Annotated in this window: 14 protein-coding genes; 3 read left to right on the top strand and 11 right to left on the bottom strand. The window is 40.2% G+C overall.

Annotated elements, in window-relative coordinates; translation table 11 throughout:
• Positions 1-12: 12 nt before the first annotated feature.
• The 11 genes from ACFPQ3_RS07870 to purD form a co-directional block, all read right to left on the bottom strand.
• A complete protein-coding gene (locus ACFPQ3_RS07870) occupies positions 13-1,365 on the bottom strand; it encodes an ABC transporter substrate-binding protein (RefSeq protein ID WP_156806192.1) in 1,353 nt (450 codons plus the stop codon).
• A gap of 59 nt (positions 1,366-1,424) precedes the next feature.
• Complete coding sequence (locus tag ACFPQ3_RS07865; protein ID WP_156806193.1) at positions 1,425-2,132, bottom strand: N-acetylmannosamine-6-phosphate 2-epimerase; 708 nt, start codon at positions 2,130-2,132, stop codon at positions 1,425-1,427.
• Between the two features lie 202 nt (positions 2,133-2,334).
• Entirely contained in the window at positions 2,335-3,333 is a 999-nt protein-coding gene (ruvB, locus tag ACFPQ3_RS07860; protein WP_156806194.1) for a Holliday junction branch migration DNA helicase RuvB, read from the bottom strand.
• A 257-nt stretch (positions 3,334-3,590) separates the two neighbouring features.
• Entirely contained in the window at positions 3,591-3,821 is a 231-nt protein-coding gene (locus ACFPQ3_RS07855) for a hypothetical protein (protein WP_156806195.1), read from the bottom strand.
• A gap of 45 nt (positions 3,822-3,866) precedes the next feature.
• A complete protein-coding gene (locus ACFPQ3_RS07850) occupies positions 3,867-3,962 on the bottom strand; it encodes a quorum-sensing system DWW-type pheromone (protein ID WP_202913569.1) in 96 nt (31 codons plus the stop codon).
• Between the two features lie 155 nt (positions 3,963-4,117).
• Positions 4,118-5,035 (bottom strand): helix-turn-helix domain-containing protein, encoded by a 918-nt coding sequence (locus ACFPQ3_RS07845; protein WP_156806196.1) that lies wholly within the window; start codon positions 5,033-5,035, stop codon positions 4,118-4,120.
• Between the two features lie 184 nt (positions 5,036-5,219).
• Positions 5,220-6,515: an adenylosuccinate lyase gene (purB, locus tag ACFPQ3_RS07840; RefSeq protein WP_156806197.1), complete on the bottom strand. Its 1,296-nt coding sequence runs from the start codon at positions 6,513-6,515 to the stop codon at positions 5,220-5,222.
• A 14-nt stretch (positions 6,516-6,529) separates the two neighbouring features.
• On the bottom strand, positions 6,530-8,146 hold the full coding sequence (locus ACFPQ3_RS07835) for an NERD domain-containing protein (protein ID WP_232323215.1): 1,617 nt from the start codon (positions 8,144-8,146) through the stop codon (positions 6,530-6,532).
• Complete coding sequence (purK, locus tag ACFPQ3_RS07830) at positions 8,131-9,216, bottom strand: 5-(carboxyamino)imidazole ribonucleotide synthase (RefSeq protein ID WP_156806198.1); 1,086 nt, start codon at positions 9,214-9,216, stop codon at positions 8,131-8,133. Before purK ends, ACFPQ3_RS07835 begins: the two co-directional genes overlap by 16 nt.
• Positions 9,203-9,691, bottom strand: coding sequence for a 5-(carboxyamino)imidazole ribonucleotide mutase (gene purE / locus ACFPQ3_RS07825; protein ID WP_156806199.1), 489 nt, complete (start codon positions 9,689-9,691; stop codon positions 9,203-9,205). The genes purK and purE overlap by 14 nt, the downstream gene beginning before the upstream one ends.
• A 204-nt stretch (positions 9,692-9,895) precedes the next feature.
• Positions 9,896-11,158, bottom strand: coding sequence for a phosphoribosylamine--glycine ligase (purD, locus tag ACFPQ3_RS07820; RefSeq protein ID WP_156806200.1), 1,263 nt, complete (start codon positions 11,156-11,158; stop codon positions 9,896-9,898).
• Positions 11,159-11,386: 228 nt separating this feature from the next.
• Between purD and ACFPQ3_RS07815 the strand changes: the two genes are divergently transcribed.
• The 3 genes from ACFPQ3_RS07815 to ACFPQ3_RS07805 are packed head-to-tail and all read left to right on the top strand — an operon-like array spanning position 11,387 to position 13,105.
• The gene (locus tag ACFPQ3_RS07815; protein ID WP_156806201.1) at positions 11,387-11,608 is read left to right on the top strand and encodes a hypothetical protein; all 222 of its coding nucleotides are present in this window, start codon (positions 11,387-11,389) and stop codon (positions 11,606-11,608) included.
• A 13-nt stretch (positions 11,609-11,621) separates the two neighbouring features.
• Positions 11,622-12,821 (top strand): GBS Bsp-like repeat-containing protein, encoded by a 1,200-nt coding sequence (locus ACFPQ3_RS07810; RefSeq protein ID WP_269747728.1) that lies wholly within the window; start codon positions 11,622-11,624, stop codon positions 12,819-12,821.
• On the top strand, positions 12,818-13,105 hold the full coding sequence (locus ACFPQ3_RS07805) for a CHAP domain-containing protein (RefSeq protein ID WP_269747729.1): 288 nt from the start codon (positions 12,818-12,820) through the stop codon (positions 13,103-13,105). The genes ACFPQ3_RS07810 and ACFPQ3_RS07805 overlap by 4 nt, the downstream gene beginning before the upstream one ends.
• The last annotated feature ends 50 nt before the right edge of the window (positions 13,106-13,155 follow it).

Genomic DNA, 13,155 nt, shown 5'->3' with positions numbered 1-13,155 from the left:
CCATCAAATTAACTACTTATCTATTTCAACAATCACTGTTTCAAATAAATCATTAAGTTGTTTTTCTGCTGCTTTCGCTGCTTTCATAGGATCTGTTCCATTTGTAATGATGTCTTGGAACATTTGCTCAATGATATGTTGATTAGTTAGCATACCTGCTTGTACACTTGGTCCATTTTCATAACCAATTGCCGTTCCAGAGGCCACAGCCTTCAAAATAACTTCCTCAGCATGTTGGAATTTTTTGCGTGTCTCATTTGATTTATACTCATCTGTATCTGATACTCCACTAAATGCTGGAAGCATGCCAACTGGTGTAGAATCAAGGAATTCGAGATAATTATCTTCTTCAAAAAGATATTCCATAAATGCTTTTGCTACTTCTGGATATTTTGAATTTTTCCAAACTACCATCGGAATATTAGAAGTTTCAATACCATAATCCTTATCAGATTCTTTTACCTTAGGCATTGGATAGGCATCAATAGAATCTAATAATTGCGGACTATTTGCTTCCACACCTCCAATATGGAAACCTGAATTAAAATCAAAAGCTGTCTGACCTTGGTAGAACAAAGTTGCCTGTTGTAGGACATTAAAATTTAATGAATCCTGTGGAGAAATTTCTTTATACATTTTCACCCAATATTTAATGCCTTCTTGTGCCAAATCACTCGTTAAGTCTGCTTTAAGATCCTTGGTTAATAAACTTCCACCTGCACTACGTACATAAAAATTCAAAAATCGGGTTCCCATTAAATCATTAGTTCCAAAAGGTACTGATACACCATATACTCCTGATTCTTTTAGTTTCTTACTTGCTTCGTACAAATCATCCCATGTTTTTGGCACTTCTAGACCATGCTTTTTTAACAAATCGGTACGAACCCACATAACTTGGGCATGTGAGTAAAGAGGTACTGAATAATAGTTATCCCCAACCTTTGCTTCATTAAGCGCTGTCTCATTAAACTTACTTGCCCCTAACTTATCAATTGTATCATTGAGAGGAACTACTGCATCAGCATTTACCATTTCCATAACTTGATTAGGTAGGGCGGTGCTAATATCTGGGACATTCCCATTTGCTAAACCAGTAGTCCATTTAGTATAAAAGTCACTCCATGAAAAAGTTTCAATCTTAATTTTTACTTTGGGATGTTCTTCCATAAATTCTTCTGCTGATTTTTGAATACTCTCAAGTCGTGGACCTTGTGTAAAAGAATGCCACATAACTATATCTCCAGATAGTTCTCCAGAACCAGTATCAGCTGCTTTTTCAGTTTTTCCTCCACCTCCACAAGCGGCCAGTGATAGGACGGCTGCTCCTGTAAAGAGAGACATAAGCGTTTTCTTAAGTTTCATATCCTTAACTCCTTTTGTTAGTGATAATAGTTTATATGACGGTTATAATAACTGCCTCTTTAATCTTCAGCTAATGCCTTGATAAAGCGACTCGCGATTTCCTTAGGACGTGTAATAGCGCCACCAATAACAATCCCCGCTGGATTCTGTGTTTTGATTAGTTTCGCATCCTCAGGTGAATGAATCTTACCCTCAGCAATAACATCTAGACCCGCTGTTACCAAGCGATGTACTAAATCAACATCAGGCCCATCTGCTTGACGGCTATAAGATGTATATCCCGAAAGCGTTGTGCCTACAAAATCAACACCCGCTTCAGCCGCCAAAGCCCCTTCTTCAAATGTTGAAATATCTGCCATCAATAGTTGATCTGGATACTTTTCCTTAACTTGGCGAATAAATTCTACTACTGTTAGTCCATCATGACGTGGTCTTTGTGTACAATCTAGGGCAATAACTGCAATATTTAACTTGGCTAACTCGTCCACCTCAGCCATTGTCGGTGTGATGAATGGCTCTTCTGGAGGATAGTCTTTTTTGATAATACCGATAATCGGTAAATCTGTGATTTCTTGAATTTCTTTGATGTCACGGACTGAATTGGCTCTAATACCGACTGCACCTGCCTGTTCAGCAGCAAGGGCTAGCAAAGGGATAACCCCTCCTTTTTCAGTATAAAGAGGCTCACCTGGTAACGCTTGGCAAGAAACAATAATCCCTGACCGTATCATCCCTAGAAATTCTTCTTTTGTGATACGTTGTGACATAGTTTCTCCTTTTTAGAAAATTTGTATTGGTACCGCTTACATTTTTATTATAACCAATACACAATTTACTTCAACCCTTTTCCCCTATTTAGAATAAGCATTCAGAAGATAAAAGTAAAATAGAAAATCCATTCAGAAATGCAAAACAAGCTAAGACATCAATCTTAACTTGTTCTGTATTTCTATAAAGAGACTCTGTCTCTTATTTTTCCTGATAAGGATATCCCAAATGTTCATAGGCTTTAGCTGTGGCAACCCGTCCTGTCCGTGTCCTCATAATAAACCCTTTTTGAATGAGGTAGGGCTCGTACATGTCTTCTACGGTATCACGTTCTTCTGCAATATTAACTGATAACGTCCCTAGACCAACAGGACCTCCGCCGTATGTTTCAATCATGGTACGCAAAATTTTCTGGTCAACGTAATCCAAACCTTCATGGTCAACATCTAACATATTGAGAGCCTTATCGGTCATTTGGTCATCAATTAAACCATCACCCATAATTTGAGCAAAGTCACGCACGCGTTTCAACAGACGATTAGCTATACGAGGCGTCCCTCGGCTACGTCTAGCCAACTCGATTGCGGCCTCATGTGTAATTTCCGCCTCAAAAATATCAGCCGTACGTTCTACTATTTCCGCCAAATCATCCAACTCATAATACTCCATGTGACCACTAATCCCAAAGCGAGCACGCAAAGGGTTGGAAAGCATCCCTGCCCGAGTCGTCGCCCCAATTAGCGTGAACGGTGGCAAATCAAGGTGAACACTTCGGCTAGTCTCGCCGGAACCAATCATGATGTCGATGTAAAAATCTTCCATAGCACTATAAAGCACTTCTTCAACCGCCATCGGCATCCGGTGGATTTCATCAATAAAAAGGACATCACCAGGCTCAAGATCATTCAAAATCGCCACCAAATCCCCGGCTTTTTCAATAATAGGACCCGAAGTTTGCTTGAGATTAACGCCAAGTTCATTGGCAATCACAAAAGCCATCGTCGTCTTACCAAGACCAGGAGGCCCAAAAAGAAGAACATGGTCCAAGGCCTCATCACGCAATTTAGCAGCCTCTATAAAGATCGAAAGCTGGTCTTTAACCTTATCTTGACCGATATATTCCCTAAAATATTGCGGGCGAAGCGTGCGCTCAACAGCCGCTTCATCTCCCATTGTTTCTGCATCTAAAAATCTTGTCATAACAGTATTTTATCACTTCGGTAGTTAAAAATAAAGGCAGAGCATTGGCACGAAAAGGACTCTTATTTGATTGATATCGACATTTAGCGTTTATGGAGTCACTACTATAATTTTTCCAAACTATATTATCAAAATAGAAGTTCTTCTGAAAGGTCAACTCTGTCATTTGATCATAAAAGAACCACTTACAAGGAATCAGGTCAAATCAGTGTTCTAATTCCTTATAAATGGCTCTTTTCAAAAAATTTTAGACAAATTTACCCAATCGTCTTAATGCTAAAATGTCTACGCATACGTTTCTTGTCAAGCTGTCCCAAACGATAGTCAACACTTCTATCCCAAACCGTTACATCACGTAAAGAAGAATTTCCTTTCACACATCTCGTTTCACGAGATTTTAACAGAATCACCTCTTCAGTGAGCGTATCAGGTGACGAAATCCAAATCAACTGTGGAATAAAGGTTTTGTTGGTAATCATAAGTTGCATGTTTATTCTCCTTGTAAAATATTGAATTCTAAAATAAAATCTATATTACCCTATGCGCCACCAATCTATATCCCCACATAAAGCAATGATATTTGCAATAAATAAAGTTGTTGTAAATAGATAAAATTTATATTTTGACATTGTTTTTTCCTAACACTTTCTATGTTTTATTTACAATATAAATTATATGGCAAATAACATAAAAACAACATGACAAAGATGTCATGTTGAATATAATTATGAAAAAATACTTTAAGTATTCAATTTTTCTTAACTTTAAGGGATTTTTGCTACTCTCATAAATTATGTTTTTCCAAATCTTTTATCCATTCTTCTTCTATTTTACTAGCTAAATGATCATCCCCAGTCATTGTCGCAAACATCAGAGCTTGACTATAATAATATTTAGCTTTCCTTTCATCTCTAGAATAGAACAGAGCATACTCCCACTCTAATATATTATAAAGTGGCATCTTTTGAAAATCCTGTATCCTCATCATCAATTCATGACTATATGATAATAACATTCGCAAAATATCGTACAGTTGCAGACGCACTGCAATCTCTGCAGACACTAATACAATATTGTTTAAAAATGACAGTTCTTCAATTTGAATAAATTTATCTTGTTTCAAAAGTTTTTCTACAAAAGCAAAATATACAGTAACATTAAATATATTACTTGTAAATCCTGAAGCAATCGAACACATAAAATACAAATCAATTAAGGCTAAATCATTGATATTATAGACTTTCTTTTTCTTAGCTTGTTCAAAATAATCTTGTAAAACATCCGTTCCAAAATCTATATTACCACTATTAAAAACTTCAAATCGAGACTGAATAATATCAATTGTAACCTGTTCAGCTTCTGGCAACTTATCATAATATTCCTCAAAAATCTCATCAAATTGCTCTTCGCGAACTTTTAAGCGCTCTTCGTCTAGATAAGTGGGAGTTCTTAATATCAGGTACTTTAACTCCTTATATCTCTTGGGCAATTCTAAGTTTTCTCCATCTGTGAGACTTCCCACAGTCACCCCTAATTGTTGAGCAATGTATTCTACTTTTGCTAGCGTTGGAATAGATTGCCCACTTTCAATACGCGCTAATTGTCTAATAGACAACTCTGTTTCATCACCACAAAACTCTTCCCGAGTAATATGCAAACCTTCACGTAAATCTCTTACTTTTTGACCAAAACCGCTTAACATCTCATTTTCTCCACATATTTATTATATACATTGTATCAAATTTCAGCATAATTTTTTCGATAATGAGCAGATTTTATGTAATCTTATGGTTATCTTAAGATTATCTTAATATTTCTTGAGGAATATCATCACCTAAGAAAATTGAACGAAAAAAGAGCTGGGTTTGACAGCTCCCTTATTACTATTAATTTAACCCTAGTCTCTCAAAAATTTCATCGACCCGCTTGGTGTAGTAGACTGGGTTAAAGAGTTCGTCAATCTCGTCTTGAGTGAGTTTTTCAGTGACCTTCTCGTCTGCTTCGAGAAGCGGTTTGAAGTCCACCTGGTTGTCCCATGAGTAGGCTGTTTTTGGCTGTACCAAGTCATAAGCCTCCTCACGCGTCATGCCTTTTTCAATGAGTTTTAACATGACACGTTGGCTATAAATCAAGCCAAAAGTAGAATTCATATTGCGAATCATATTTTCTGGGAAGACCGTCAAATTCTTGACGATATTGCCAAAACGGTTGAGCATGTAGTTGATGAGGATGGTCGTGTCTGGTGTGATGATACGCTCCGCAGATGAGTGCGAAATATCACGCTCGTGCCAGAGCGCCACGTTCTCATAAGCCGTCACCATGTGCCCACGAATGACACGCGCAAGCCCTGTCATGTTTTCAGAACCGATTGGGTTGCGTTTGTGAGGCATAGCAGAGCTGCCTTTTTGACCTTTGGCAAAGAACTCTTCGACTTCACGTTGCTCAGATTTTTGCAGACCACGGATCTCCGTTGCCATGCGTTCAATAGATGTCGCGATGCCAGCCAGCACTGCAAAATATTCGGCATGGAGGTCACGAGGTAATACCTGCGTTGAAATTTCTTGCGGGCGGATGCCTAATTTGCCACAGACATACTCCTCGACGAATGGCGGAATGTTGGCAAAGTTGCCCACCGCACCAGAAATTTTACCAGCCTCAACACCAGCTGCTGCGCGCTCAAAACGCTCTTGGTTCCGCTTCATTTCGCTGTACCAAGTCGCGAGTTTCAAACCGAAAGTCGTTGGCTCCGCGTGCACCCCGTGGGTACGCCCCATCATGATGGTCATCTTGTGCTCTTTGGCCTTGTCAGCAACAATAGCTGTAAAGCGTTTCAAATCCTCGCGGATAATGTCGTTGGCCTGCTTGTAGAGGTAGCCGTAGGCCGTATCAACCACGTCGGTCGAGGTCAAGCCGTAGTGGACCCACTTGCGCTCTTCGCCCAAGGTCTCAGACACCGCACGGGTGAAAGCCACCACATCGTGGCGAGTCTCTTCCTCAATCTCCAAAATGCGGTCGATGTTAAAGTCCGCCTTCTCCCGAATGAGGGCCACATCTTCCTTAGGGATTTCTCCCAACTCAGCCCATGCCTCATCAGCGAGGATTTCCACCTCCAACCAAGCACGGTACTTGTTTTCTTCACTCCAAATATTCGCCATCTCAGGGCGTGAATAACGTTGTAGCATTTTGTTTGGCTCCTTTATTTCATTTTATAGATTCCAATTTGATTTAAAACATATTCATTTTTCATTTTATCAAAAGGAATTACCCAATCTTCAAATCTTCCCATAAGATTAATTTCAATATTCAAACCATTAGGTGGAATGAAATTATAATTAGGACTGATATAATATCCATACTGCGCCAATTCACTAACTTGTAGAGATTTTATACTTTCAATTCCAGATGTTCTATATTTGATATAGTCAAATATCTTGTCTTTTCCACTATGCAAAAGTATTCTTTGTAAATCAAAGTAATTTACAACCCATGTATCAACTAAATCATCTCTAGTTTCATCTTTAAAGTAGTTTATTGCCATTTCTGATAAATCATAATAGTCATCTAAAGTTACAACTACTTTGTAAACTTCTTTAATAGTTTTATTATCAATCTTCAGTCGTTCATTAACGCCCTTACTATCCGTAAATATTGCAATCTCATTATTAAGGATATATTTTTTAGCTCTTTCTGCTTGCTCTGAGGCTCCAAGTATGACACTCTTAAATCTTTGACGACGACGTTCCTCTGATACCTCTGGATTAAAAGGAACTTCCTTAAAGTCTCTTGCTTTACATTCTATTAGTAAAATCTTGTTTCCTACTTCAACAATAAAATCTTGTTCTTCTTTTTTTATAGTCTTTAAATGTAGCGAGTGATGAACATTACCAACCCCAAAGTTTGTTTCTAAAATAATTTTTAATTCTTTCTCTAGAACGTCTCCTTTGTTCTTTGATGAATTAATAAGACTCTGCTCAATATTACATAAAATATGCTCTGTTGTAGGTAAAAAGTAAGTTGAGTTTATTTTTATTCCAATAGCTCCTTCTAACACTTGTAAAGAAGAAGTTATGTACCTTAAGTCATAATTATATGGATCACTTATAAACAATTTACTATAATTAACATTCCCAAATATTTTCTGTAATTCAGAATCTGAAAATTCTCCAATATCAAGAATTAGACCGTCTGAAGTGTGCTTAACATTACAAATTATATATAAAAGTTTATCAAAATTTTGATAAATAGAAAATCCATATTTCTCATGTGCTTCACCGTCAAACATTCTAGCTATCTCGTAGTACTCCCAAATCTCTTTCCTAAAATCAAAATGGTAGTTTAGGTAACTTTGTAAAGCATCACTTCTCCCCCGTTTTACAGATTGTCCTACTTGATTATTAGATATGTTATTTTGAATAACATTTAGAAATAAAAAGAAAATTTCTAATTCATCCGAAATGATAACATTTTTATTAAGCCCCTCTTTATGCCTTATCATTAAGTACAGATACAGTTGTATCATAATCTTGAACGAATATTCAGAATGCGGATCTTGCTTTCTACACAGAATGGCAACATTCATCAGTCTGTTTAAATTATGAATTGAATAGTACGTATTATAGTACCCCACTATATAATTCAAAATATCATCAATATCTTCAATCTGGCATATATCAATCTTGATATCCTCTAAACTTTTAGTACGAATCTCTTCTCTTAGATTTTTTCCTATAAAATTTTGAATCCTATTACCAACACTTCTAAATGATGATCTTACCAGTTCATAAAATTTATTATTTTTCAATTTATATTCCAAAACTCCTCCACACTTTCCGCTTCTTCCCCCAACACCGTCACGTGTCCCATTTTGCGGTTGTGCTTTGCTTCTATTTTACCATAGAGGTGGAGGTGGGCGCTAGGGTTTTCTGCAACATAGCTTCTAGCTTGTTCTATGTGTTGGCCGAGGACATTGAGCATGACAGCTGGGGCATGAAGTTTGATGGCTGGTAATGGCTGCCCTAGCACGCCCAAGATATGGGTGTCAAACTGTGAAAAGTCACAGGCTTCGATGGAGTAATGCCCTGAGTTGTGGGGGCGTGGAGCGATTTCATTGACTAAAATCTCATCGCCTGCCACAAACATTTCCACACAGAGGGTGCCAGACAGGTTGAGCTGCTCTGCGATTTTGACTGCCATCGCCTGCGCTTTAGCGCTCAAGTCGTCTGAAATACGGGCTGGGACGATGGTTTTAGAGAGGATATTGTTGCGGTGGATATTTTCCTGAACGGGAAAGACGGTGACATCTCTGCCATTGCCAGACACGATGACGGAGATTTCCAAGTCAAAATTGACGAACTCCTCAAGGACGCACTCGGTAGCATTAGCCAGCTTGTTGGCTGCTTCAAGGTCGGCGCGAGAACGAATGACGACCTGACCGTGTCCGTCATAGCCACCTGTTGCAGTTTTGAGGACATAGTTTTTTGACAGGTCAAGATGTTCCAAATCAAGGCTAGAGGTCACCACCTTGTAAGGTGCCACAGTCACTCCAGCTTTATTGGCCAAAAAATCTTTTTCAAAAATGCGGTTTTGCGAAATACGAAGAAGGTCTGTCCCTTGCGGCAATTGACCGTCTGTTATCACGGCATCTAACGCATCCGCATCAACATTTTCAAACTCATAAGTGAGCACATCACAGCGCTCTGCCAGTTGGCGAAGAGCCTCTACATCGCTGTAAGATGCCACAATCACCTCACTCACGCGCGAAGCTGAGCAATCCGCCGCTGGGTCTAGCGTAATGACCTTGTGTCCCATATAGATAGCGGAAATGGCCATCATCTGCCCCAGTTGACCGCCTCCGATAATACCGATGGTTTTAGTTGAGTTCATCGCTCATAGCCTCCGCGATTTTTCCTTGTTCAATAGCAAAGCTGGCTAGTTGGTCTGCGATACCGCTATCTTCGATAGAGAGGATGCGCAGGGCCGTCAAAGCCGCATTGGTTGCTCCCGCTTCTCCAATGGCCATGGTTGCCACAGGCACACCTGCTGGCATCTGGACAATGGAATAGAGGGAATCGAGACCACTGAGGGCACGAGACTTAACAGGTACACCGATGACGGGTAGTGTCGTCTTAGCTGCAACCATACCAGGGAGGTGAGCTGCCCCGCCAGCACCTGCGATGATGACTTTGATACCACGACCGCGTGCTTCCTCTGCGTGCTTAAACATAAGGTCTGGGGTACGGTGGGCAGAGACGACTTTTTTCTCGTAGGGGACGCTGAATTGATCGAGGATTTCAGCAGTTTTTTGCATAGTCGCCCAGTCGGAGCTGGAGCCCATGATAATGGAAATGATTGGTTTCATTTTAATGTTCCTTTTTTCTTTTTGTCAGTTGTCTTAAGTGCTAGAGGACGCAAGCGACCGCCATCGGCGTTCCATTGCTTATTTTCGAGCCCAAAGTCTCGAAAATCCCCTGTCTCCAAGTCCAAACTGACTTGGTGACTTTCAGCACGGCGGCAACTGACCGTTTTATCTCGCTTACGCTCGTTTTTCTGATTACATTATATTTTATTTTAATGCTTTACTTCCGATGTCTGTTCGATAAAAGAGCCCCTCAGTGTTTTGGTTTGCCAGCTCAGCATAGATTTTTTCCTGTGCTGCTGGGACGGTGTCAGCTGTGGTGACTAGCATATAGACCCGACCGCCGTTAGAGAGCAGGGCTCTGCTATTGTCATCAAACTTAGCGCCTGCATAGTAGGTGATGATGTCGCCATTCGTCTTTTCTGGCAGTAGAACACCTTTTTCATAGTCAAGCGGGTAGCCATTAGAAGCAACGATAACGCCGAGAGTCACACCGTCTTCACGCCAGGTGAGGCTTGGTCTTTTCTTATCTAGGATATCGCTGATGTTTTGGGCAAAATCAGAGGTCAGGTGGGGCAGGATAATCTGGGTTTCAGGATCCCCAAAGCGAGCGTTGAACTCGATGACCTTAGGTCCATCGATGGTCAAAATCAGACCGCAGTAGAGAATGCCCAGATAAGGACGTCCTTCTGCCACCATACCTGCTAGAAGGGGCTTGATAATGGTCTCCACCGACTGAGCGATGACGGACTGAGGTAGGTGGGGAACTGGTGCATAAGCCCCCATACCACCTGTGTTGGGTCCCGTATCTCCATCGTAAGCCCGCTTATGATCTTGAGCAGTTGGCATGAGGGAAAACTCCTCACCGTTGACAAAGGCAAAGAGGGAAAATTCCTCACCATCTAGGAATTCTTCAATGACCACACGTGCACCGGAGTCACCAAATTTATTGTCCAAAAGCATCTCACGCGCCGCCTCGACCGCCTGCTCAATCGTCTCTGCCACGACCACTCCCTTGCCCAGTGCCAGTCCATCTGCCTTAACCACGATAGGGGCGCCCTGTTTTTCGATATAAGCCTTGGCCTCCTCAAAGTCGGCAAAGGTGCTATAGGCGGCTGTTGGAATACCGTACTTGACCATGATAGACTTAGCAAAGTCCTTGGACCACTCCAGCTCTGCTGCTAGACGCGATGGCCCAAAAGCTTTGAGGCCTGCTGATTCAAAATCATCCACGATACCCGCCGCCAATGCATCATCAGGCCCGACAAAGGTCCAAGCGATGTTATTTTTCTTGGCAAAATCAATCAGGGCATAATGTTCGGAAATTCCGATATTAATCAGTTGTAACCCATCTAGGGTCATACCATCATTGCCTGGCGCAACATAGACCATGTCCACCTGTGGCGATTCTAAAAATTTCTTAGCAATCGCATGCTCACGTCCACCAGAACCGATAACCAAAAGTTTCATAGTTCAGATACCTCTTTTGTTCTTTTATCCGAAAATACAATTTTTACGAATGTATATGTATATTGTATCACATTTGTTCGCTTTTTCGGAGATTTGAGTACATGATTTCAAGAAATTACTTCAAAAAATTTTTTCTTCCATTCTATTCCCCAAAAATGTTACCAAGTTTGCTCCAATTTTTTCATTTTTCGATCCTCTTCTGCGAACAGGTTAGGTAGGAGGTTATGAATGAAAAAATATTCAACATTATTGTTATCGTCAGCTGTCTTGATGGCCAGCCTTGTCCAAAGTCCCCTTGTTTCTGCTGAAACTACAACGAGTATAGAAACAACTACAAAAGCTACCACTCATACTAGCAGTCAAGTGCAAGTGCCACAGACGACACAGCCAGCTAACTACGACCAAAATCGTAACAGAATCTGCCACACAAATCCCACAGACTATCAGTAAGTTAACTGCTCCTTTGACTACGCAACAAAAAGGACAAACCTTATCTATCTTCTATAATCGCTCTACAGAACAAAAGAATTATAAAATTCAATACGCTATTTGGTCCGCTGAAAATGGACAAGATGACCTTAAATGGTATCTTGCAGGTGATACAGAGACTGTTATTCCACTTTCTCAGCACAAAGGTTATGGCCAATATATCATTCACTCTTACATTGTCGTGCAAGACAAACCTGTCTTTTTAGAAGAAAGCACCACTACTGTGACCAAACCAATACCAAGTATTACAACTGCTATCCCCGAACCAGGAGTTTTAGATGTTCGCATTCAGAATTTACCTGCTAATTTAACTGAAGTAAAAGTTCCGATTTGGTCTAACAAAAACGGTCAAGATGAACTAAAATGGTATAACGCTCAATACAATAGTGATGGTAGCTACTCTGTTCGTGTACTCTTAAAAGATCATAAATTTGATACAGAGGCATATACTATTCACCTTTACACAAAAGATACCCCTTCTTCTAAACTAAATTATATAGCAGCTTCGAGTATGACAATTGAGAAGGCACATATTCCTAGCCAGCAAGCACCCTCTATTTTCTTGAAAGACATCAATAAAATCAAGGGAACTTACAGCATTGTAGTTCAAGAACAAGTTGGGACAAAGAAAATCAAACAAGTTGATATTGCGACTTGGTCTACTAGTAATCAGAGTAACATAAAGTGGCGACAAGCTGTCCTGCAAAACGGAAACTACCAAGCTTCTGTCCATTTCCAAGAACATCAAGCAGTGACAGGACATTATCAAAATCATGTCTATGTAACGTATGAAGATGGTAGCCGTGTGGGTTATATCGCTGAAACGATTGACTTATCAGGTGCACGTTTACCTGTTCAGTTTTCCAATCAATTAGCTTATATAGGGAATATGAGTATCACCATAAAAAATGTCTATGACAACACTCCCGTAAACTATGCTGTTTGGTCTGATACGAATGGGCAAGATGACCTCAAATGGTATCCTGCAACAAAATCTGCAGATAAAATTTTTACAGGAAATATGCCACTGAATAATCACACTGGCAGTGGGCTCTACCATGTACATGTCTATCAAGGCAATACGGGATTAGGAGCCTTTACTATGCAGGTAAACCAGGCTCATCGCGTAACAGAAGCCAACACTTATCCTATCGGCCAATGTACTTGGGAGTGAAAGAACTTGTTCCTTGGGTGCGAAACTATTGGGGAAATGCCAACCAATGGGGGTATTCTGCTCGTGCCGCAGGCTTTAAGACAGGAAGTACTCCAAGAGTTGGAGCTGTCGCTGTCTGGACAGCAGGTGAATATGGTCATGTTGCTGTAGTAACAGAAATATCTAGTCCAACACGTATTCGTGTGAAAGAAGCCAACTATGCTGGCCAACAATATATTGAAGACTTCCGCGGATGGTTTGACCCTGTTGCTGATGGTGTGACAGAATATATTTATCCGAATTAAACAAACAAAAAATCTTAAATTTTATACGATCCTAAAAGTTGGATAAATGA

The organism is Streptococcus caledonicus (assembly GCF_042656225.1).
GTDB classification, from domain to species: domain Bacteria; phylum Bacillota; class Bacilli; order Lactobacillales; family Streptococcaceae; genus Streptococcus; species Streptococcus caledonicus.
This window is presented reverse-complemented; position numbering and strand designations above follow the sequence as displayed.

What these genes read in the sequence shown, in the direction of transcription:
- ACFPQ3_RS07870 (WP_156806192.1), bottom strand. Translation starts at nt 1,365, where the DNA reads ATGAAACTTAAGAAAACGCTTATGTCTCTCTTTACAGGAGCAGCCGTC.
- ACFPQ3_RS07865 (WP_156806193.1), bottom strand. Translation starts at nt 2,132, where the DNA reads ATGTCACAACGTATCACAAAAGAAGAATTTCTAGGGATGATACGGTCA.
- ruvB (WP_156806194.1), bottom strand. Translation starts at nt 3,333, where the DNA reads ATGACAAGATTTTTAGATGCAGAAACAATGGGAGATGAAGCGGCTGTT.
- ACFPQ3_RS07855 (WP_156806195.1), bottom strand. Translation starts at nt 3,821, where the DNA reads ATGCAACTTATGATTACCAACAAAACCTTTATTCCACAGTTGATTTGG.
- ACFPQ3_RS07850 (WP_202913569.1), bottom strand. Translation starts at nt 3,962, where the DNA reads ATGTCAAAATATAAATTTTATCTATTTACAACAACTTTATTTATTGCA.
- ACFPQ3_RS07845 (WP_156806196.1), bottom strand. Translation starts at nt 5,035, where the DNA reads ATGTTAAGCGGTTTTGGTCAAAAAGTAAGAGATTTACGTGAAGGTTTG.
- purB (WP_156806197.1), bottom strand. Translation starts at nt 6,515, where the DNA reads ATGCTACAACGTTATTCACGCCCTGAGATGGCGAATATTTGGAGTGAA.
- purK (WP_156806198.1), bottom strand. Translation starts at nt 9,216, where the DNA reads ATGAACTCAACTAAAACCATCGGTATTATCGGAGGCGGTCAACTGGGG.
- purE (WP_156806199.1), bottom strand. Translation starts at nt 9,691, where the DNA reads ATGAAACCAATCATTTCCATTATCATGGGCTCCAGCTCCGACTGGGCG.
- purD (WP_156806200.1), bottom strand. Translation starts at nt 11,158, where the DNA reads ATGAAACTTTTGGTTATCGGTTCTGGTGGACGTGAGCATGCGATTGCT.
- ACFPQ3_RS07815 (WP_156806201.1), top strand. Translation starts at nt 11,387, where the DNA reads ATGAAAAAATATTCAACATTATTGTTATCGTCAGCTGTCTTGATGGCC.